The organism is Microbacterium sp. A94 (genome assembly GCF_051842855.1).
Classification (GTDB): domain Bacteria; phylum Actinomycetota; class Actinomycetes; order Actinomycetales; family Microbacteriaceae; genus Microbacterium.
Genome location: NZ_JBPXMU010000005.1, coordinates 70,929 through 92,279 on the forward strand (window position 1 = coordinate 70,929; position 21,351 = coordinate 92,279).

18 protein-coding genes are annotated in these 21,351 nt (G+C 65.8%); 9 read left to right on the plus strand and 9 right to left on the minus strand.

All coding sequences use genetic code 11. The features are described from left to right. The first annotated feature begins 142 nt into the window (after positions 1–142). Positions 143–1,579, plus strand: coding sequence for a GH1 family beta-glucosidase (locus tag ACSU1L_RS13275; protein WP_438253185.1), 1,437 nt, complete (start codon positions 143–145; stop codon positions 1,577–1,579). Between the two features lie 3 nt (positions 1,580–1,582). Here ACSU1L_RS13275 and ACSU1L_RS13280 read toward each other — a convergent pair whose 3' ends face one another. Continuing rightward, positions 1,583–2,491, minus strand: a complete 909-nt coding sequence (locus ACSU1L_RS13280; RefSeq protein WP_438253184.1) for a hypothetical protein — start codon at positions 2,489–2,491, stop codon at positions 1,583–1,585. Between the two features lie 239 nt (positions 2,492–2,730). On the opposite strand from ACSU1L_RS13280, the gene ACSU1L_RS13285 reads away from it, so the two are divergent. Further along, positions 2,731–3,570: an endonuclease domain-containing protein gene (locus ACSU1L_RS13285; RefSeq protein WP_439256104.1), complete on the plus strand. Its 840-nt coding sequence runs from the start codon at positions 2,731–2,733 to the stop codon at positions 3,568–3,570. A gap of 95 nt (positions 3,571–3,665) precedes the next feature. Here the strand turns inward: ACSU1L_RS13285 and ACSU1L_RS13290 are convergent, their stop codons facing one another. Together ACSU1L_RS13290 and ACSU1L_RS13295 are read right to left on the minus strand one after the other, a co-directional pair. Then, positions 3,666–5,480 (minus strand): ABC transporter ATP-binding protein, encoded by a 1,815-nt coding sequence (locus tag ACSU1L_RS13290; protein ID WP_439256105.1) that lies wholly within the window; start codon positions 5,478–5,480, stop codon positions 3,666–3,668. Next, positions 5,477–7,348 (minus strand): ABC transporter ATP-binding protein, encoded by a 1,872-nt coding sequence (locus tag ACSU1L_RS13295; RefSeq protein WP_439256106.1) that lies wholly within the window; start codon positions 7,346–7,348, stop codon positions 5,477–5,479. The genes ACSU1L_RS13290 and ACSU1L_RS13295 overlap by 4 nt, the downstream gene beginning before the upstream one ends. Positions 7,349–7,609: 261 nt before the next feature. On the opposite strand from ACSU1L_RS13295, the gene ACSU1L_RS13300 reads away from it, so the two are divergent. Then, a complete protein-coding gene (locus ACSU1L_RS13300; RefSeq protein WP_438253180.1) occupies positions 7,610–8,065 on the plus strand; it encodes a hypothetical protein in 456 nt (151 codons plus the stop codon). On the opposite strand, the gene ACSU1L_RS13305 is transcribed toward ACSU1L_RS13300, so the two are convergent. The 5 genes from ACSU1L_RS13305 to ACSU1L_RS13325 form a co-directional block, all read right to left on the minus strand. Next, a complete protein-coding gene (locus tag ACSU1L_RS13305; protein ID WP_438253179.1) occupies positions 8,057–8,560 on the minus strand; it encodes a methylated-DNA--[protein]-cysteine S-methyltransferase in 504 nt (167 codons plus the stop codon). The two genes, ACSU1L_RS13300 and ACSU1L_RS13305, sit on opposite strands and share 9 nt — an antisense overlap. Next, positions 8,557–10,056: a DNA-3-methyladenine glycosylase 2 family protein gene (locus ACSU1L_RS13310; RefSeq protein ID WP_439256107.1), complete on the minus strand. Its 1,500-nt coding sequence runs from the start codon at positions 10,054–10,056 to the stop codon at positions 8,557–8,559. Before ACSU1L_RS13310 ends, ACSU1L_RS13305 begins: the two co-directional genes overlap by 4 nt. 65 nt (positions 10,057–10,121) lie before the next feature. Next, positions 10,122–11,729, minus strand: coding sequence for a bifunctional phosphoribosylaminoimidazolecarboxamide formyltransferase/IMP cyclohydrolase (gene purH / locus ACSU1L_RS13315; protein ID WP_439256108.1), 1,608 nt, complete (start codon positions 11,727–11,729; stop codon positions 10,122–10,124). Positions 11,730–11,763: 34 nt separating this feature from the next. Further along, positions 11,764–12,345, minus strand: a complete 582-nt coding sequence (gene purN / locus ACSU1L_RS13320) for a phosphoribosylglycinamide formyltransferase (protein ID WP_439256109.1) — start codon at positions 12,343–12,345, stop codon at positions 11,764–11,766. A gap of 9 nt (positions 12,346–12,354) precedes the next feature. Continuing rightward, a complete protein-coding gene (locus tag ACSU1L_RS13325) occupies positions 12,355–13,686 on the minus strand; it encodes a cell division protein PerM (protein WP_438253174.1) in 1,332 nt (443 codons plus the stop codon). A gap of 91 nt (positions 13,687–13,777) precedes the next feature. On the opposite strand from ACSU1L_RS13325, the gene ACSU1L_RS13330 reads away from it, so the two are divergent. The 4 genes from ACSU1L_RS13330 (at position 13,778) to ACSU1L_RS13345 (ending at position 19,301) form a co-directional block, all read left to right on the plus strand. Continuing rightward, a complete protein-coding gene (locus tag ACSU1L_RS13330) occupies positions 13,778–15,211 on the plus strand; it encodes an NCS2 family permease (protein WP_438253173.1) in 1,434 nt (477 codons plus the stop codon). 117 nt (positions 15,212–15,328) lie between these two features. Then, a complete protein-coding gene (locus ACSU1L_RS13335) occupies positions 15,329–16,084 on the plus strand; it encodes a GntR family transcriptional regulator (protein WP_438253172.1) in 756 nt (251 codons plus the stop codon). 147 nt (positions 16,085–16,231) lie between these two features. Continuing rightward, positions 16,232–18,199, plus strand: coding sequence for a glycerophosphodiester phosphodiesterase (locus ACSU1L_RS13340; protein WP_438253171.1), 1,968 nt, complete (start codon positions 16,232–16,234; stop codon positions 18,197–18,199). Between the two features lie 67 nt (positions 18,200–18,266). Beyond that, positions 18,267–19,301 (plus strand): hypothetical protein, encoded by a 1,035-nt coding sequence (locus ACSU1L_RS13345; RefSeq protein ID WP_438253170.1) that lies wholly within the window; start codon positions 18,267–18,269, stop codon positions 19,299–19,301. On the opposite strand, the gene ACSU1L_RS13350 is transcribed toward ACSU1L_RS13345, so the two are convergent. Continuing rightward, the gene (locus ACSU1L_RS13350; RefSeq protein ID WP_439256110.1) at positions 19,276–19,653 is read right to left on the minus strand and encodes a VOC family protein; all 378 of its coding nucleotides are present in this window, start codon (positions 19,651–19,653) and stop codon (positions 19,276–19,278) included. The genes ACSU1L_RS13345 and ACSU1L_RS13350 overlap by 26 nt on opposite strands. Positions 19,654–19,756: 103 nt before the next feature. Between ACSU1L_RS13350 and ACSU1L_RS13355 the strand changes: the two genes are divergently transcribed. Together ACSU1L_RS13355 and ACSU1L_RS13360 are read left to right on the plus strand one after the other, a co-directional pair. Then, entirely contained in the window at positions 19,757–20,341 is a 585-nt protein-coding gene (locus ACSU1L_RS13355; protein ID WP_438253168.1) for a TetR/AcrR family transcriptional regulator, read from the plus strand. Positions 20,342–20,413: 72 nt separating this feature from the next. Next, entirely contained in the window at positions 20,414–21,346 is a 933-nt protein-coding gene (locus ACSU1L_RS13360) for a glycerophosphodiester phosphodiesterase (RefSeq protein WP_438253166.1), read from the plus strand. The last annotated feature ends 5 nt before the right edge of the window (positions 21,347–21,351 follow it).

Sequence of the window (21,351 nt, forward strand, 5' to 3'; positions counted from 1 at the left end):
GTCGCCTTTCTTTTGTTGGCCTTGACCACAAAAGGCTTGCGCTCGCGCTCTTCCCCGGTGGTACCGGGAGCCGCACGATCACGGTGACGTCGCCTGGCGGAGTCGCCCGCACCTACACCGCAGACCTCGAGGAGACCACCGAATGACTGCCACAACTGGCTCGGCCGACTACCGCGATTCCGGCCTCGTCTTCCCCAAGAGTTTCACGTTCGGCTCTGCCACCGCCTCGTACCAGATCGAGGGCGCAGCGGCCGAGGACGGACGTACCCCGTCGATTTGGGACACCTTCAGCAAGACACCCGGCAAGGTGTGGAACGGCGACACGGGAGATGTGGCATGCGATCACTACCACCGCGTCGATGAAGACCTCGACCTCATGAAGGAGCTCGGACTCGAGGCGTACCGCTTCTCGATCGCCTGGCCACGGATCCAGCCGACCGCCGACGGTGCGGTCAATCAGTCGGGCATCGACTTCTACTCGCGCCTGGTGGACGGGCTGCTCGAGCGCGGCATCCGTCCTGTCGCGACGCTGTATCACTGGGACCTCCCCCAGTACCTCGAGGATGCCGGAGGCTGGACGTCGCGCGCGACCACCGATGCTTTCGAGCGCTACGCGGAGATCATGGGCACGGCGCTCGGCGACCGCGTGCACACCTGGACCACGCTGAACGAGCCGTGGTGCTCGGCGTACCTCGGCTACGGCCAGGGCGGGCACGCCCCCGGACGCACCGAGCCAGCATCCGCGCTCGCAGCCGTCCACCACCTGAACCTCTCCCACGGTCGCGCGATCCAGGCACTGCGAGCAACCTCCACCGGAGACCCCGACTACTCGGTCACGCTCAACTTCCACGTGCTGCGCGGCCAGGGCGATGGTGCTGCCGAGGCGATGCGCCGCATTGATGGTCTCGCGAACCGCGCGTTCACGCATCCGATGCTGCGCGGCGAGTATCCCGCCGACCTGCTCGCTGATACCGCAGAGGTCACCGACTGGTCTTTCGTGCAGGACGGCGACCTTGCCACGATCAACCAGCCGATCGACGTGCTCGGTGTGAACTACTACTCCACCGCGACCGTTCGGCTGTGGGACGGAGTCTCCGCGAAGCAGCAGAACGACGGGCACAAGGGCACCTCAGCCGGCACGGCCTGGCCGGGCAGCGACCAGCTCGTCGAGTTCGTCCAGCAGCCGGGGCCGTACACGGCGATGGGCTGGAACATCGCACCCGAGGGTCTGGAGGAGCTTCTCGTCTCGCTTTCGGAGCAGTTCCCCGAGCAGCCACTGATGGTCACCGAGAATGGCGCAGCCTTCGAAGACGAGGTTGCTGAGGACGGCTCCGTGCCCGACCCCGAGCGCACCGACTACCTGCGCCGCCACTTCACCGCAGCGCACCGCGCCATCGAGCGCGGCGTCGACCTGCGCGGTTACTTCGTGTGGTCGCTGCTGGACAACTTCGAGTGGGGCTACGGCTACGCGAAGCGGTTCGGCATCGTGCGCGTCGACTTCGACACGCTCGAGCGCACGGTCAAGGACTCCGGGCACTGGTACCAGGAGCTCGTGCGCACCCGCGCGCTCCCCGCGTAATCGCTACGGCTGCGGCGGCGTCTCGTCTTTGCCGGGCCGCCGCCGCGCCGGCTTCGCCGTGCTGCTGTCGGTCTCGGCCCGGGATTCATCGGCCGAGCGATCCTTAGCCGGACGCCGCTCGTTCCAGGCTGCGAAAGCGGATGCTGCCGCACCAGCAGCCTTGTCAAAAGCTTCCGCTGACCGTACGAACACCTGCTGCGCGGCATCCTGCCAGGCCTGTCCCGCATTCGGATCCACACCGTTCGCGCGTGCCTTCGCTGTGTGCTCAGCCACGTCGAAGGCACGCTCAAGGTGTGCGACGGCATCACGATAGGCCGAGAACTCCGCCGTGGTGACACGAGGGCTGAGCGACGCACGCAGCTCGCTCGCTTGCTGTGAAGCGGTCAGAAAAGCCGAAGTCGCCGGCTCCTTGCCATCGCTCATGGCGGGATAGGCGATCAGCTTGGCAGGATCGGTCTCATAATCCATCCACCGCGCGAGCACGGCGTCATGCGCGCGGTACAACTTCGTCAGCGGATAGCGCTCACGTGCAGACGTCGGCGGAATCTCCGCGTATGCGACCTTGACGTGGACCCGCCGAGCGCGCACATCCGCTGCCGCCACCTTCAGATTCTGCTCGGCCTGTTTCAGCATCCGGCGAGAGCTCGCGACATCGGCACTGCTGGCCCGCGATGCCGAGCGTTCGGCAATCGCCCTGGAGTGCTCGGCCCGCGCGACTTTCACGGCCCGACGGTGCTCACCGACCTCGAGCTGCGCCTCTTTCAGGTCTCGTCGAGCCGCGTCATGAGCCAGCCTCCGCTCCACGCTGCTGCGACGCCCGCGCATACCGATTGCGGTCGCTGCTCCGGCTCCGGCCGCGACGGCTGGCGCGATCCACCATCCGTCCGCTGCCAGCGCCACCACTCCGATCACTCCTTCATCGTAGTCACCTCATTCCCCGCAATCCCCTGCGCCCGTGAAGTAAGCTGCTCCCTTTCCGCGGCCCGTCACAACTTCGGCGGCCATAAACCCGTAATGTCTCCGCAGAAGTTGCTCCCGGCCGCCGAACTTGCACCTCCACTCTTCCTGCACAGTTCCTGACTCGGGCAACTTGTCCACCGTTCGCGCTTGCGCGACCACGCCGAACGCGTCGCACACGCCACGGTGTTCACATGGATCTGATCACCTGGCTCAGCGACCGCAACGGCATCGGCCATCGAGCGGATGCTCGTGCGGCAGGGTTCTCGCCGACCCATGTCCGCGCAGCTATTCGGGCGGGGCACGTCCGCCGCATCCGCGCGAGCTGGATCGCGCTGGCTTCGGCTCCGCGCGAGCTGGTGGCGGCCGCCGCGGCTACCGGCCGACTGACCTGTCTGTCCCTCGCTCGCCAGCGCGGTTGGTGGATTCCAGACGGAGCCTCGGCCCGGCTTCATCTGCACGTCGGGACCAACGCGCACCGATTGACTGCGGACGCCGTTCTGCACTGGGCCAAGCCGCTCGTGGATCGCGGAAACCGCGTGCTTGAAGCATCCGTAGAAGATGCACTCGCCCATCACGCGCAGTGCTTGGCCTACGAGGATGCCGTGTCCGTCTGGGAATCCGCGGCCAAAGCCGAACGGCTCGACCCGGAATCGTTGCGCACTGTCCGCTGGCCGGATGCCGCGTCCCGCGCGTGTGCGAATGCGGTCACCGGCCTGTCCGACTCGGGGCTGGAGACCGTGTTCGTCGTACGACTGAGCACGTGGGGAGTCCCGATCAGACAGCAGGTTCGACTGGCCGGACACAACGTCGACGTGCTGATCGGCACGCACTTGGTCGTCCAACTCGACGGGTTCGCGTTTCACTCTTCCTCGGCCGATCGCACCCGTGATGTCAGGCACGATGCTCAGCTGCGTCTGCGCGGCTACACCGTCCTGCGCTTCACCTATGCGCAGGTCATTCATGATTGGGCCTATGTCGAAGCCACCATTGCCGCCGCGATCGCACGCGGTCTGCACCTGCGCCCCGCCTGATACCAGCCAACTTCTACGGTCAATTGCAACTTTGGCGGCCAGCATCCGAAGATGTGGCCGCCAAAGTTCCTCTGCCCCGCCAAAGTTAGAGGCCGCTAGACGAGCGTCTGCTGCCACGCGGCGTGCAGCTGCGCGAACTTGCCGGTGCCGCGGATGAGCGCATCAGGCGTGTCATCCTCGATGATCTTCCCGTGCTCCATCACCAGCACCCGATCGGCAATGGCGACTGTCGACAGCCGGTGCGCGATGATGATCGCTGTTCGATCGGCCAGCAGCGTCTGTAGCGCGTCCTGGATGAGCCGCTCCGACGGAATGTCCAGCGATGCCGTGGCCTCATCGAGGATCAGCACTGCGGGATCGGCGAGGAACGCTCGCGCGAACGAGATCAGCTGACGCTGCCCCGCCGAAACGCGACCGCCGCGTTTGTTCACATCGGAGTTGTAGCCGTCCGGAAGCGCCGAGATGAACGCATCCGCACCGACCGCACGCGCTGCCGCCTGAATCTCTTCCAGGGTGGCATCCGGTTTTCCGAGCGCGATGTTGTCCGCGACCGTACCGCTGAACAGGTAGGCCTCCTGCGTGACCATCACGATGGCCCGGCGCAGATCCTTCGGATGCAGCGAGCGCAGATCGACGCCGTCCAGCGTCACACGCCCGACGGTGGGATCGTAGAACCGCGAGATGAGCTTCGCCAGCGTCGACTTGCCGGCACCGGTGGTCCCCACCAGCGCGATCGTCTGCCCGGCCGGGATGTCGAGTGAGAAGTTCGGCAGGATGGTCTTCTCCCCCGAGTATCCGAAGGTGACCTCGTCGAAGTTGACGTGTCCGCGTGATTCCCAGAGGTCGATGGGCTTGTCGGGGTCCGGAACCGTCGGCACCTCGTCGAGCACACCGGATACCTTCTCCAGCGCCGCGGTGGCGGACTGGTAGGAGTTCAAGAACATCGCGATCTCCTGCATGGGCGCGAAGAAGTTGCGCACGTACAGAACTGCAGAAAGCAGAACTCCAACCGTCAGCGCACCATCGGCGACACGGATGCCTCCCCACAGCACGACCAGTCCGAGGGTGAGCGCGGCCACGCCCATCAGCCCGGGCTCGAACGTGCCGAACAGCAGCATCGAGCGACGGTTCACATCCCGGTAGTCACCGGCGACCTTCTGGAAGGCGACATCATTGCGCGGCTCCTTGCGGAACGCCTTGACCGCGCGGATGCCGGTCATGGTCTCCACGAACTGCACGATGACCCGGGCACTGATGACCCGCGACTCCCGGAAGATCAGCTGCGAGCGCGAGTAGAACCAGCGCATCAGCAAGAACAGCGGCACTCCCGCCAGCAGCAGGATCACGCCCGATTCCCAGTCCCACACGATCAGCGCGATGAAGGTGAACGCTCCGAACAGCACACCAGAGACGAGGTTGTTCAGACCACCGTCAAGCAGTTCACGAATCGAATCGAGGTCGCTCGTCTGGCGCGAAATGATGCGCCCGGACGTGTACGTCTCGTGGAACTCCAGGCTCAGTCGCTGCGTGTGCAGGAAGATTCGCTTGCGCAGATCAATGAGCACTGCCTGGGTGATGCGCGCGGCCACGACCACATACCACCCGATCAGCGCTGCAGCTGCGGCACCGGCGAACAGGTAGATGAACCCGATCGTGAATGTCGGCATCCAGTTCGCGTTCTTCAGCACCTGCGGCAGCGCCCAGTCCAGCCCGACGCTGATGAGGATGGGGCCTGCGACCTGCAGGGCCGTCGAGATCACCAGCACGGATGCTGCGAGCACGATCTGCGCGCGCAGCGGAGACACGAGCGAACCGAGCAGCCGCAGCGAACGCCGGCGGATCGCCTTACTCTCTTCTCGCGTGTAGTTGGAACGGTCCTCATCCTGTGTTCCCGTCAGTGCGGCGCTCATGCCTGCACCTCCTTCTCGGTCGCTGCGAGGTCCTCATCGGTGATGATCGGGATCGCTCCAGTGCGCGCTGCCTCTTCCGCTTCCAGACTGGAGATCACATGTCGGTAGTGTCTGCTGGTCTTCAGCAGCTCGGAGTGCGTTCCCACGGCGGTGATGCGGCCGCTCTCCAGCAGCGCCACCCGGTCGGCGAGCGCCACGGTGGAAGGCCGGTGGGCCACGATCATCGCTGTGGTCTCGGCGAGCACATGACGCAGCGCTTCTTCGACAAGAGCCTCGGTGTCGACGTCCAGTGCCGACAGCGGGTCATCGAGCACCAGCACCTTGGGTGCAGCGGCGACGGCACGCGCCAGGGCGAGCCGCTGACGCTGGCCTCCCGAGAGGCTGAGGCCTTCTTCCCCGATCACGGTCTCCACGCCGTCAGGCAGGGAGTCCACGAAACTCGCCTGCGCAACGTCGAGGGCTTCACGCAGCACGCGCTCACCCTCCGCACTGTGGATATCGAGTTCGGCGCGCCCCAGCAGCACATTCTCCCGAACGGATGCGGAGAACAGAGTCGCGTCCTCGAACGCCATCGCAATGTGCCGGCGCAGCTCTGCCAGGGGCAGGTCGCGCACGTCGACGCCGTCAAGCAGCACGCGCCCGCCGGTCACGTCGTACAGGCGGGTGGGCAACGTCGTCAGCGTGGTCTTGCCGCTGCCGGTGAGTCCCACCAGCGCCATCGTCTCGCCAGGTCGCAGCACCAGGTCGATCCCGTCGAGCAGGTCGCGCTCTGCAGCACCGGCATCCTGATAGCGGAAGTGCGCTGCTTCGAACACCAGCTCGCCGCGCGGCTCGTCGATGTGCACCGGGTTGTCCGGGTCGGTGATGCTGTTCTCCTCGGAGAAGATGTCGAACACGCGGTCGGTTGCGGTTCGGGCATCCAGCATGAACGAGAACAGGAACCCGATCGACTCGATCGGCCACCGCAGCACGGTCGCCATCGCGAAGAACGCAAACAGCTCCGGCAGTTCGATCATCCCCTGCGAGATCAGCCAGATTCCCGACATCAGGCTCACCCCGAAAGCGATCTGCGGCATCAGGTCGAGGAAGAACCAGAGCCCGCCCACCGAATGCGCCTTGCTCATCTCGGTTTCCCGCAGGGTTTCTGCCTGCCCGGTGAAGCGATTCAGCGCGTGCTTGCCGCGGCCGAACGCCTTGAGTACCCGGATGCCATGCACGCTCTCCTCGACGCTGGTGGCCAGGTCTCCCGCCTGGTCTTGGCTGCGGCGGGTCAGTACGCCGTAGCGCTTTTCGAACAGGTAGCCGCGAATCCACATCGGGATGCCCGTGACCAGGAAGATGACCCCCAGCAGCCAGTGCCAGCGGAACAGCAGTACCGAGCCGATAGCGATCGTGAGAATGTTCACGACCAGCAGGATCAAACCGAAAGCCAACCAGCGACGAATGAGGCCGATGTCCTGCATCATGCGGCTGAGCAGCTGACCCGACTGCCACCGATCGTGGAAGGCCACGGGCAGTCGCTGCAGGCGCGAGTAAAGCTGGGAGCGCATCTGGAACTCGACCTCGGTGGAGGGCTTGAGGATGAACCAGCGGCGAAGCCACACCATCACGGCCTCACCGATTCCGAGCGCAAGAACGGCGAGAGCGCCGAGCGCGATGAGGTTGACGTCACCGGACTCGATCGGACCGCGCACGATCTGTTCGAGCACGATGGGGATCATCAGCGCGATGACGGCCGCGCCGAGCGCGCTAGCCGCGCCCCCGGCGAGACGCCAGATGACGGGACGGACGAATGGCTTGAGCCGCCACAGGGCGGCGGGGGTGGACAGCGAAGCGGATGATCTTTGCGATGACGACGAGGAAGACATGACTCTCAATGAGTGGAGTTGCGGAAGGGAAGGAGCGGGGCACACCTGTGGTGTGCAAACCCCCGGGAAAAACGCGGCTGTGCTAGCGGGGAAGACCAGCCAGGTTCGAGCCCAGAACGGTGATCGGCGCGATGGCGATCGAAATCATGGTGTCCTCCTCAAGCTCGACATCGTCGCCCGGTCTGCGCGACAGCCCTCCAGCCTATGGCTGTGAGCTTGCTGAAGGCAAGCAGTATTTTCTGTCGCCCCTAGGCTGAGCACATGAGTTCTCGTTTGCGCATTGAAAGCATCGACATCGGGCCCGAAGATCTGGCGGCACAGTTGCCCGCTGAAGCGCGGTTGCTTCGTCAGGCATCGGGGCCGGATCGCACCGATTACTTCTTCGCTGTGCTCGATGAGGCACTCACTTACCGCACGTCGCTGACGGCGCTCGGCGAAGCAGGCGTGAATCCGGATGCTGCAGATCCCCAGTTGATCACGATTCACGAGGACGGCACCGTCGACCTGCGCGTGTTCGGAATCGTGTTCGCGGCACGTCTCGCCGGTGCGCACCCGCACGCCGGGATGAAGGACTTTCCGGTCATGCTCGCGTATGTCGTCGATAACACCGCTATGCGTGACGAGGTGGTCGACTTCTCCAAGCTCATCTATGCCGCGGTCGCGTTCATCAGCGACATCGATGAGGAAGCGCCCGCACCGCAGCCGACGTCAGCGTGAGCTGAACTCCCGCTCGCGCGCCAGCAGACTCTGTTTCACCGGCAGCCCCCAAGCGAAACCGCCCAGCGAGCCGTCCGAGCGCAGCACGCGATGGCAAGGGACGAACAGCGCCGGAGCATTGCGTGCGCAGATGGATGCCGCAGCGCGCACCGCGCGCGGATTGCCCAGGGCTGCGGCAAAGGATGTGTAGGTGAGCGGTTCGCCCGGTGCGATTCGCCGCAGAGCCTCCCACCCCGCCTGCTGCAGTCCCGTGCCGATCTGACGTACGGCGACGGAATCGATCGCCGCCAGATCCCCGTCGTAGTACGCACGGACGATGGATGCCGCATCCGTATCGTGCTCGCGCACCGCGGTGGGTCGTGCGTGTTCGGGCAGACGATTCAGGATTGCGACATGGTCGTGTGTCCACCCGGACGCGAGCACGTGCTGCCGTGCGTCGACCAGCAGGGTGAATGCGCCATCCGGGGTCTGGAGAGTCTCAATGAACGCGGTCATGAGTCGGCCTTTCGTTGGGAGGTTCGCACGGGGGCCGCCCGCCACAGGTGCGCGGTGAGGTAGCTGCGCCAGGGCGCGATCTGTTCTGCCCACGCCGTGAGCGGGGCAGGGTCTGACGGGATGCCAGCAGCCGCAGCCCCGGCACGAACAGCGACGTCGCCGGGCAGGAAGACATCGGGGTCGCCGAGTACGCGCATCCGGACGTAGTCAGCGGTCCAGGGTCCGATGCCCGACCTGGCGAGCAGCACCTCGCGCTGAGCGACGCGATCGTCGCCGACGGTGAGCGTCAAGGAACCGTCCGCGAGTGCTGCGGCAGCACCGGTGATCGCACGGATGCGCGCTGCGGGCCCGCGCAGCACCTCGGCACCGTGCTCGGCGATCGCCGCCATGGTCGGGAAGAGAAGGCCGGGGCCGTCATCGGCTGCGGGGCTTGCTGCATCCTCTCCGAGAGCCGCGGCGAGCGCCGTCAGCGCCGTGCGTGCGGCGGCGACGGTGATCTGCTGGCCCACCATCGCCCGGATGAGCATTTCATGCGGATCAGCGGCGCCGGGCACGCGGATGCCGGGGACTCTGGCGACCAACGGAGCAAGCAGCGGATGCGCGGAGAGTGCGGAATCGACGGCGACAGGGTCAGCATCGAGGTCGAAGATCCGCCGAGCTGTCGAGACGAGAGGCGCCAGGTCGCTGAGGTGCGCGACACGAGCCCGAAGGCGCAGGCGACCGGTCTCATCCTGTCGCACCTCGAACCACGCAGGCCCCCCTGCCATCCGCAGGTTGCGCGCGAACGAGGTCGCCGTGCTCGTCTCCACTCCGGGGATGGCTCGTGCGTTCATCCAAGCGAAGATGTCGGCGGCATCCATCGGCTCACGATGCGGAAGGAGAAGGTCGATCTCACCGAGTACGGGTACTGCGATGGCGCTTGCCGGATGGCGACGCGCTCTGAGCTCAGTCGGCGTCAGCCCGAACACCTCACGAATCGTGTCGTTGCACTGGCGGACGCTGGCGAACCCGGCCGAGAACGCGATGTCCGAGATGGGAAGATCCGTGCCGACCAGCAACATCCGCGCATTATGAGCACGATGCGCACGGGCAAGGGCGAGCGGTCCGGCACCGAGCTGGGTGGTCAGCAGCCGAATGAGGTGACGGGAAGAGTACCCGAGGCGGGCGGACAGACCGGATACGCCTTCGCGTTCCACTACCCCGTCGGCGATGAGACGCATCGCCCGCGCGGCAACGTCACCGCGCAGGTCCCAGGCGGGCGAGCCCGGGGCAGCTTCGGGAAGGCACCGTTTGCAAGCGCGGAACCCGGCCTCGTGTGCGGCTGCGCTCGTCGGATAGAAGCTGACGTTCTCGCGCTTCGGGGTACGCGCGGGGCATGAGGGCCGACAGTAGATGCCCGTGGTGTGCACGGCGGTGACGAACTGACCGTCGAAGCGGATGTCCCGTGCGTCGATCGCACGGTACCGCTCGTCGAAACTCATCGTCGGGAATGCCATGCCTCCACTCTGACACGCCCCCACGCCGATGGCTCGCGGAAATCGGACACGACTGTGCCCGCGGATCAGTGGAAGAAGTGCCGCTCCCCCGTGAAGAACATGGTCACGCCCGCTGCCTTAGCCGCCGCGACGACTTCGTCATCGCGCACGGATCCACCAGGCTGCACGATCGTGGTGATACCGGCATCGATGAGCACCTGGGCACCGTCAGCGAACGGGAAGAACGCGTCGGATGCCGCAACAGCCCCAGCCGCACGGTTGCCGGCCCGCTCCACCGCGAGGCGGCACGAGTCGACGCGGTTGACCTGGCCCATGCCGACGCCGACAGTCGCGTTGCCCTTGGCGAGCACGATCGCGTTGGATTTCACCGCGCGGCAGGCCTTCCACGCGAAGATCATGTTCTCCAGCTCCGAGTCATCCGGACGCTCACCGGAGACAAGCTCCCAGTTCTTCGCCACCGAGAGGATGTCGTCGGGGAAGCGGTCCGCGTCCTGCAGCAGCAGGCCGCCGGAGACCAGTCGCACGTCCATGCGCTCCTGCTGCCAGTCATCGGGCAACTGCAGCAGACGCAGGTTCTTCTTCGCCTTGAACACTTCCAGTGCTGCCGGCTCGAACGACGGGGCGACGATGACCTCGGTGAAGATGTCCTTGAGGTTCTCGGCCATCTTCAGCGTCACGGTGCCGTTGGTGGCGATGACGCCGCCGTACGCCGACACCGGGTCGCACTCGTGTGCACGCAGGTGGGCGCTGGCGATCGGGTCGAGCGCGTTGGGCGCGGTGGTCGCGATGCCGCACGGGTTCGCGTGCTTCACGATGGCGACGGCCGGAAGGACCATGTCGAACGCAGCGCGCAGCGCAGCATCGGCGTCGACATAGTTGTTGTACGACATCTCCTTGCCCTGCAGCTGCACGGCCTGCGCGATGCCGTGGCCACCCACACGGGTGTAGATGGCGCCGCGCTGGTGCGAGTTCTCGCCGTAGCGGAGGGTCGAGAGGCGTTCGGCCTTGATGGTGAGGTGCTCAGGCAGTTCGCCGCCCTCGTTGAGGGTGCGCTCGGCGAACCAGGCGGCCACAGCCGTGTCGTATGACGAGGTGTGCGCAAAGGCACGCGCGGCGAGCTCACGACGCTGCGTGAGGGTGGTCCCCCCGGCCCCGATCGACTCGATGATCGCCGGGTACGACTCCGGAGAGACGACGATCGCAACGTTGGCGTGGTTCTTGGCCGCGGCGCGCACCATGGCGGGGCCACCGATGTCGATCTGCTCGATGACGTCGTCGCCGCTGGCGCCGGAGGCGACCGTCTCCACGAAGGGGTACAGGTTCGCCACGACGAGCTCGAACGGGGCGATGCCCAATTCGGTGAGCTGACGCTCGTGGTCCTCGAGACGCAGGTCAGCGAGCAGACCGCCGTGGATGCTGGGGTGCAGCGTCTTCACACGACCATCGAGCATCTCGGCAATACCGGTGACGCTGGCGACATCGGTGACCTCGTGGCCGGCGTCGCGGATCGTTGCCGCAGTCGATCCGGTCGACACGATCTCAATGCCGGCGTCGGCGAGAGCCGCGGCCAGCACGAGCAGATCGGTCTTATCGCTCACCGAAACCAGTGCACGCTTGATCTCGACGACATCGCGTTCGCGGTACAGGGACGAATCGTGGCTCGGACCGGCCATAAGAGTGCTCCTTCGTGCTGTGGACGTTCGGGGGTCAATGAGTCAGAACGAGCTCGCCGGTCGCGACGCGGCGAACCACGTCGATCAGCAGGCGTCGTTCGACGGGTTTGATGCGTTCATGCAGGGCATGCTCAGTGTCATCTGCCTGCACCGGAACACGTTCCTGGGCGAGGATGGGCCCGGAGTCGACGCCGTCATCGACGACGATGACGCTGGCGCCGGTCTGGGTGACTCCGGCGGCAAGCGCATCGCGAACGCCGTGGGCACCGGGGAACTCCGGCAGGTATGCGGGATGGGTGTTGATGATCTGCGGCGCGTACCGCGCGACAAGGGCCGCGGGCAGCAGGCGCATGAGACCGCTGAGGACGATGAGGTCCGGTGTCCAGACGTCGAGCTGACGAGCGAGTTCTTCGCCCCACGCTTCGCGGTTGTCGAAAGAACGGAACGGAACGGTGAAGCTCGGGATGCCGAAGGCTTCGGCGTGCGCGAGCCCTTCGGCGTCGCGATCCGCTCCGACGACGACGATTCGGGCCGGAAAATCAGGGTGGCTCGCAGCTTCGAGCAGAGCCCGGAGGTTCGAGCCGGAGCCTGAGATGAGAACGGCGACCGTGAGCACCCCGCCAGTCTACCGGGGCGTGGGAGTACTGCCGTCCGCGAAGAAACCGTGCTCATCCAACGGCTGGGTGTCGGCGGCATCCGAGGTCGGCGAAGCGCCCATCTCGGCGACCCAGCGATCGGTGCGCTCCTCGGCGAGCTCGTCCCGATGCCGGGGAGCGAGCAGCATGATCGCAGCACCGATGAGTACTTCGATGCCCACAGCCAGCGTGATCGCTCCGACATTCGGTCCGGTTTCCGCGAGCCGGCCTGGTCCGATCGATCCGGATGCCAGCATCGTGGCGACAGCGGTGACCGCTGCTGTCAGTGCCGCGGTGCTTACCGCGATCACAGCCCGCGGGGCGATCGCGTGCGCCACGTCTTCCCAAACGAGCCGGGATCGGATGATCCAGCCGGCGAAGGCGCCGGCGGCAACCGGCAGCAGCACGACGATCAGCATCCAGAACGAGCTGCCCTCCGGCAGCAGACCGAAGATCGGCAGGCCCGGAACAACACCGAGTTCCGTGCCCGCCGGCGATACGGCAGTGCCTACCCCCACCGAGAATCCGGGGCCAGCGATCCAGGCCAGTGCCCAGACGAGCATGGTCGGAAGGTAGGCGAGGTGACCGAGGGTGAGCACGGTGGCGCCGGTCGCATCGACGCGCGCGGCTTCGAAAAGGGCGACGACCTCTCCCCCGCGCGTGGCAACCGCCACCGCAACAGTGAGGCCGGCGACACCGGTGAGTCCGACGAGCACCGCGGCTGCGCCCCGAAGAGCCTCGACCGGCACGACACCCCAGTCTCCCCAGCTGTCGACGGCGTCGTGCAAGCGGTCGATCAGGCCGTTGTCGCCCTCTCGCCAGGCGTAGCGGACGGCGCCGAAGACGGTACCGATGACGTAGACGACCGCGGGCAGCAGGATCGCGAGCGCCACTGGCGTCTCAGCAATCTCCGCCCTGGATGTCAGAGCCACCGCTGCTGCGATCAGAGCGAATGCGACGGACCCGGCGATCACGCCCAGCATCCAGGCACCGGATCGCGCAGCCCGGGCACCGGAGCGGGCCGCGAACAGCAGCGTGAAGAGGAGGAACGCCAGCGGCGTCAGTGAGAGCACGAAGTTCGCGGCCTCCGGTGCGATACCGACGGCGGCGGTGACGGCATCCGGAATCGCAATACTGATCGGCACCCCGTGGCCGAACTGCCAGAGCGTCCCAGTGACGGGCCAGAGCGCACCCCACTGGGCGGTCACTCCGAACGCGAGAGTCCACAGCAGGGTCAGCGGAGCGAGCAGCACGGCGAGGCCGACGGCCGCCGCGATGGCAGCGTCGACGGCGGCGAGAATCGCGACGAGGAGGCGTTGCATGACTCCATGAGACTACGACGAGAACCTGACTGCCTCGCGGGGACGCGCGAGGTGTCGCCGACACGATATCGTCTCCAAGGAGGTTTACCCGATGACTACTGCCCCCTCGACCACAACTGACCAGACGGCTGAGCCCGCTGCTGAGCCGAAGAACGCGTTGGATCGCTTCTTCGAGATCAGCAAACGCGGATCAACGATCGGCACGGAGGTCCGTGGCGGCCTGGTGACGTTCGTCACGATGGCCTACATTGTGATCCTCAACCCCCTCATACTTTCCACCCCCGACGTCGATGGCACAGTGCTCGATGGTGGTGCCGTCGCGGCGGCCACTGCCTTGACAGCCGGTGTCATGACGCTGCTGTTCGGCATCGTTACGCGTCTGCCGTTCGCATTCGCCGCGGGCCTGGGTATCAACGCCTTCGTGGCGTTCTCCGTCGTCGGGTCCGTGACCTGGCCGGAGGCGATGGCCCTGGTGGTCATCAACGGTGCCGTCATCGTACTGCTGGCAGCGACCGGCCTGCGCAAGATGATCTTCGACGCTGTTCCTGTGCAGCTCAAGCTGGCGATCACGGTCGGAATCGGCCTGTTCATCGCGTTCATCGGCTTCGTCAATGCTGGCTTCGTCACCGCGACGGGGAACCCGTCTCCCCCGGTCGACCTCGGTGTCGGCGGCTCCGTCGCCACGCTGCCGACTCTGTTGTTCGTCATCACCCTGCTTATCGGCGGTGTGCTCATCGCGGTGCGCCTGAAGGGCGCGATCCTGATCGCCCTCGTCGGCGGCACGGTGCTCGCGGCGATCGCCAACCTCATCTGGCCGTTCGGTCTTGATTTCGGTTTCGCCGGCGGCATCATGAGCATGCCGGACCTCAGCCTGATCGGCGCGGTTGACTTCGGATTCGACCTGTCGAAGGTGAGCGTCGTCGCACTGGTGATGTTCGTGTTCACCCTGGTGTTCTCGAACTTCTTCGACGCCATGGGCACGATGACGGGGCTCGCGAACGAAGCGGGCCTGGCCGATAAGAAGGGTGACTTCCCGCGCATCAAGTCGGCACTGGTCGTCGAAGGTGTCGGCGCGATCGTCGGAGGCGGCACGTCGTCCTCGTCGGCGACGGTGTTCGTCGAATCGGGCTCTGGAATCGGCGAGGGCGCCCGCACGGGCTTTGCCAACGTCATCACGGGCCTGATGTTCCTGCTCGCGATGTTCTTCACCCCGCTCGCATCGATCGTTCCCGGTGAGGTCGCCGCGGCAGCACTGGTGCTGGTCGGTGCGATGATGCTCGCGCAGATCAAGAACATCGACTTCAGCGACTTCCGGGTGCTGCTGCCGGTGTTCCTCACGGCGACCGTGATGCCGATGACCTACTCGATCGCCAATGGCATCGGTGCGGGCTTCGTCAGCTGGATCATCGTGAATGCGTTCTCCGGCAAGGCGAAGACCATCCACCCGCTGCTGTGGATCGTCGGCTTCGGCTTCGTGCTGTTCTTCGCCCGCGGGCCGATCGAGGCACTCTTCGGCGTGGCCTGATACGCCGCCACCACCTGACGACGAGGGACGGATGCCACGGCATCCGTCCCTCGTCGCATCTCCGAGACTTCACCGGAACTGCTTCACGCGTTAACCCGTGTCCGGCAGGTTCGGAGCGTGAACCCACGCCGCAGGTCCCACCGTCCCAAGCACCTCGAGATCGCCGCTGAGCTCACCGCCGACATCACTTCGGGACGAGTTCCGATCGGCGAGGCACTGCCCAGTGAATCCGCACTGGCGGCGCGCTTCGATGTCGCGCGAGGCACCGTGCGTCGGGCGCTCGAGCACGTCGAGGCCACCCACCGCCGATTGTCGAGACAGGGCACACGCTGGGTCGTGCACCCGGAGCGGCTCGCCCAGGATGTCACGGAGCTGCGCTCCTTCGGGCAGTGGGCGAAGGCGATCGGGCACGAGCCAGGCGGACGCACGGTCTTGTGCTGCGAGGGCCGCGCGACACCGGAGGAGGCCCTGGCCCTCGCCATCAGCCCGCAGCGGCCAGTGCTGCGCATCACTCGGCTGCAGTACCTCGACGATGCGCCGGTGATGGTCAAGCGCACCACCTTCCCGCAGTGGCTCATGCAGACCATCGCGCAGCTCCCGCCGGATGCCCGCTCGATCATGGAAGTCGTCGAGCGCGAGCACGGGCCGCAGCTCGCTCACGGCGAGCACCTGATCTCGGCGGTGCTGCCGGATCCAGAGGACGCCCGCCTGCTCGGAGTGACCCGCACCACGCCTCTGCTGCGCGTGCAGCGCTCCGCGCGCACCTTCGATGGCAGGCCGTTCGAGTACAGCGATGACCGCTACCTCGCAACGGCCACGTCATTGAGCATCGTGAATTCTGCTCGACTGCCTGAGCGCGCCATCGCGCAGTGACCGTTTCCGCCGACTGTCAGTCCGCGTCACCAGGTCTTCGCTCGACGGTGTCCCAGACGTCGGGCTCCGGGCAGGGACGCGACGTGCGCGCCTTCTTGAGTGGAGTCGCCCACCCGGGCGAACCTCTCCCCTTGGAAGGAAACACTCATGACCATTCGCCGTTCGCGCTTATCGCGTCTCGGAGCTGTCTGCGTCGCCACGACCACCGTATTCGCGGGCGTTCTCGCCCCGGGCATCGCGCACGCAGCCACATCAGCTCCGACAGCCACGGATGTTCCCGTGGATGATCGCGTCTTCCTCTCCGAGTCGTTCGACTCGGGCACGATCCCGGAGAACTGGAATGCCGTCGCAGGAACCTGGAGCGTGAAGGACGGCGAGCTCGTCGGTAACGGCACCGGCGGTAACGCCAAGATCCTGTTCGGCGAAAACCGCGAGAACTTCGCGATCGAGGCCGACATCACCTTCGAATCGGCCGCGGACAGCGCACGCTGGCTGGCATTGGTAATCGATGCCCCTGCCGATGGCTCCGGCCCCTGGCAGCACGCAGCGCTGCGCAATGGCTCGAGCTCGGGCAACGGCGTCGAGTTCGCACAGCTCAATGCATCCGGCAACTGGAATGTCACGGACGCCGGTTCCACGGCCAGCGACATCGGCATTGGCACCCAGGCGCACCTTCGCGTCGAAGTGAACGGAAACGTCGGAACCTGGTACATCGACGACAAGAAGATCATGACCACGCGTCAGCTGGTGCGCACCGCGGACGGCGTGCAGGGTCTGATCGCGAACAACTCGGTCGTGCGTTATGACAACGTCGTGCTCACCGAGATCGACCCGCTGCCTCCGATCACGCTCCGTCAGCCCGGCGAAACCGGCGTCATCGTCGGACACCGTGGAAACTCGACCGTGACCCCGGAGAACACGATGCCGGCGTTCGTTTCGACGACTCGTGCCGGTGCCGAATACTTCGAGATTGACATGTACCTCTCCAAGGACCGCGTGCCCGTGGTCATCCACGATGGCACGGTGGATCGCACCACTGATGGCACCGGCTCGGTGACGAACATGACACTTGAGGAACTGCGTGCGCTGGATGCCGGATCCTGGTTCTCTCCTGCATTCGCCGGTACGAAGATCCCCACGTTCGACGAGGTGCTCACCTATGTCGCGAATGGTGGGGCGGATGTCGTCATCGAGTACAAGGGTGAGTGGAATGTCGAAGACACCCAGCTCACGGTCGACATGATCGAAGCCGCCGGTGTCGAGAACAAGGTCCTCGCGCAGAGCTTCAGCGCTACAACGGTCGCAAACTTCGCCACGGTTGCACCCGACCTCCCGGTCGGCTGGCTCACCGGTGGGATCGACGCATCGATCATCGCGACCGCCGAGCAGATCGGCGCGGATGCCATCAACCCCTCCAACGCGACCGCGGAGAGCGTCGCTCTGGCACACGAGCACGAGCTCGGCGTCTTCGTGTGGACGAAGAACAACGCGGCCGATTGGGCCTCCCTGACGGCCATGGGCGTCGACGGCATCATCACTGACCGTCCCGACGCACTCCGTGGCTGGATGCAACGCTACAACCAGGCTCCTCCGGTCGTCGAAGAGCCCGGTACACCCGCCGAGCCGGTGCCCAACGAGCAGGCCATCAACGTGAACATCCCGGAGGCTAACCAGCCGGCTGGCGAGTTCACCTGGCGCTTCAGCTCGCAGGATGTCGTGTCGCTGGGTGAAGCGACGCAGCTCGGTGACAGCTACGTCGCCACCGGTGTATTGAACGACATCGAGATCACCGACACCCGCGCCAACCCCTCCTCGAGCTGGACTCTGTCGGGCCAGGCCGCGGCCTTCGCCTCGGCGGACGACGCGTTCGAGGCGAGCGCGCTCGGCTGGACACCGCGTCTGACGGCCGAGGGCGCTGGCGCCATTGCCGGTGACCCGGTCGAGGCTGGCGTCGGCAACGGCCTCGCAAGCGCAGCCGTGCTCGTTTCGGCTCCGAGCGACGAGTTCAAGGGCGTCGACACGGCGGTTGTCGCGGCCGACCTCGCCCTGCGCCTGCCGCTCGGCCAGGCCGCAGGCGACTACGCCTCGACCCTGACGGTGACCGTCATCCAGTAATGAACGGCGGGGTGCGGCCTCGCGGCCGCACCCCGCTTCCCCTCTTATCGATCCGAAAGGCCTCCCGATGCTCCGTCTGATCCGCCGCTCCCGATTTCTGCTCGGCGCCGTCGCTGCCGCAGCGCTCGTCGTCCTGACTTCGACAGCTACCTCCGCGCTCAGCGCCCGCGCAGATGACACTTCCCTGGCATCCTCCGCCAGCCAGGTCGCGTGGAGCATGACGCCGGTGATCACCGACGTCGGCGAGGAGCGCAGCAACTTCGCCTACGCCCTCGACCCGGGCGCGCGCGTCGATGACGCCGTACTGGTCCGCAACTCCGGCGCGACAGCACTGGATCTCGCCGTGCATGGCTCAGACGCGTTCACCGACGGCACGGGTGCCCTCGACATCGCCACCGAGTCCGTGGCCGACGGCGTCAGCGCGTGGATTTCACCGGCCGTCGACACTGTGCACATCGCACCGGGTGAACTCGTCCGCATTCCGTTCAGCGTCGCCGTGCCCGCGGATGCCCAGCCCGGCGAGCACGCGGCTGCCCTGCTCACGGTGCTCGCCAGTGCGGGCGAGACCGTCTCGGTCGATATGCGCTACGCGACACGGGTCACCGTGACAGTCGCGGGAGAGCTCACCGCCGGGCTGTCGCTGGATCAGGCGCAACTCGAGGTGACGACCGGATTCTGGCCGTGGGAGTCGGCCTCCGCCGATGTCTCCTACGCGGTCGGCAACACCGGCAATACTCGTCTCACCGCTATGCAGCTGATCACAGCCCCGGGCGTCGAACTGTACTCGTCACCGGATGCTTCGACGGGCCTGCTCAGCCTCGCCGAGCTTCTTCCCGCGGCTGCCGTTGATGTGCAGGCAACGGTTGATGGGCTCTCTGCATGGTCGCCCTTCACCGCGGTGGAGGTGTCGGTCTCGCCGACGGTCATCGCAACGACGGCCTCGGCCGAGATACCGACGATCGCCCAGCAACAGCTCAGCCTCTCCGCTCTCGCCATCGCCCCGGGATGGTGGGTCATTCTCGCGGCCGTCCTGCTGTTGATCATCGTCGCCGTACGCGTGGCCGTGCGCAGACGCGTCATTCCCCCGCGTACGCCGCGCTGAACTCTGCGGACGGTTCGATCGGCTCGATCACGTCAATGAGCACTCCACCCGGTGCTTCGATGATGAAGTGCCGCTGGCCGAAGTCCTCGTCGCGCAGAGAGAGGCGCTCCGGCAGGCCGAGAGTCTCGACCATGCGGACGTGTTCGGCCGCAGCATCTGGCACCTCCACGTTGAGCAGCAAACCGCGCACGGAGTCGCGGAAGCCTTCGGGGATGGTTTCGTGCGTGCGGTTCAGAATCGCGAGTTCGCCGCCGTCAAAACGCAGACTTACGTACCAATCAGTCTCGAGCGTCGTATCGAACCCGAGCACGTCGCGGTAGAACTGGGCAACAGTGTCGACGTCGTCGACCATGAGCACAGGGTAAAAACTGGAGAAGTTCATCATTCCTCTTACATTCATCGTGTTTGTATTGGCGGATACTAAGATACATACACATCGCACGTAAGGGAAGGTTATGGCTCGAACAACTGCGGCGGAAGCCGCCGAAACCTCTCGAAGGATCCTCGAAGTCGCTACCGCTCAATTCGCCGAGCATGGTTACGCGGCGGCAGCTGTCGACGACATCGCTCGCACGGCCGGCGTCACGCGCGGAGCGGTCTACCACCATTACTCCTCGAAGCCCGGGCTCTTCACCGCAGTGGCCTCCGGGCAACAGCAGCTGATCGCGGACGCCATTGCCACTTCAACAGACGGGGCGGATGCCATGAGCGCACTCCGCCTGGGAAGTCACGCCTTTCTCGACGCGATCACGCAGGGCCCCGCAGCCCGCGTGCTCCTCGTCGACGGACCCGCCGTGCTCAGCTGGGATGAGTGGCGCCGGCTGGATGCCGATGGGCCAGCGACGCAGCTGCGGGAGGGACTGGCAGAGGCAGAAGTCCCGCCGGCGCTGATCGACGCGCTGACCGCCGCACTGTCCGGCTCAATGAATGAGCTGGCGCTCTGGCTCTCCGAACGCCCTACCAATACAGAGGCGCGCATCCGCGCACACGAGACGCTTGATCTGCTGTTGTCCGCCGTGCTGGCATCCGGCCGCGGCTGATCACACGCCGCGTTCGCCAAATATAACGAAAAGGTCTCGACGGGAACGCTCGCCTCTGGCAGGATGCAGATCATGAGCGTTCATCGTCGACGCCTGTGGTGCGCAGGAGCCGTCTGGGTTGTCATGTGGGCAGCCGTCAGCGCACTGTCATCCCCCGCACATGGCGCTCTCGCTCAGTTCCCCAGCGACGCCAGCACTTCGTACTCGTCCGCCAGCGACAGACCCTCGCTGCTGACGCTTGACACGATCATCCTGCGGCCGCTCGTGGTGCTTCGCGAGCCCGGGCAGCCGGGGGTCGTCATCGCGCATCGAGGCGATTCAGCGGTGGCACCCGAGAACACGATGCCCGCGTTCGCATCGACGACGGATGCCGGCGCCAAGTACATCGAAATCGACATCCGCATGTCGAAGGACGGTGTACCGGTCGTCATCCATGACAGCACGGTGGACCGCACAACGAACGGGACGGGCATGGTCTCGGAGATGACCATCGAGGAGCTGCGTGCGCTGGACGCGGGCTCCTGGTTCGACGATTCCTTCACCGGCACGAAGATCCCCACACTCGACGAGGTGGCATCTCACATCGCCGACAGCAGCACGGACGTCATGATCGAGTACAAGGGCACCTGGTCTCAGTCCGCCATTCAGACCACCGTCGAGATGCTTGACGCCGCGGGTCTCGACGGCCGTGTGATCACGCAGAGCTTCAGTAAGAAGACCGTCGCGAACATCTCAGAGCTCGCACCGCGACTCCCGGTGGGCTGGCTCACTGAGAAACTCGATCCGTCCACCATCGCGACAGCGCAGAAGATCGGGGCGGATGCCGTAAACCCCAGCCGCGCCAGCGCCCAGGGCGTCGCGCTCGCGCACCAGGCCAAGCTCGGGGTCTTCGTCTGGACTCATGATTCAGATCCGGACTGGGAATCACTGACGGCGATGGGCGTGGACGGCATCATCACGAACCATCCCGTTGCCCTTTACGAGTGGATGCACGGGAAAAAGTGAAGGCC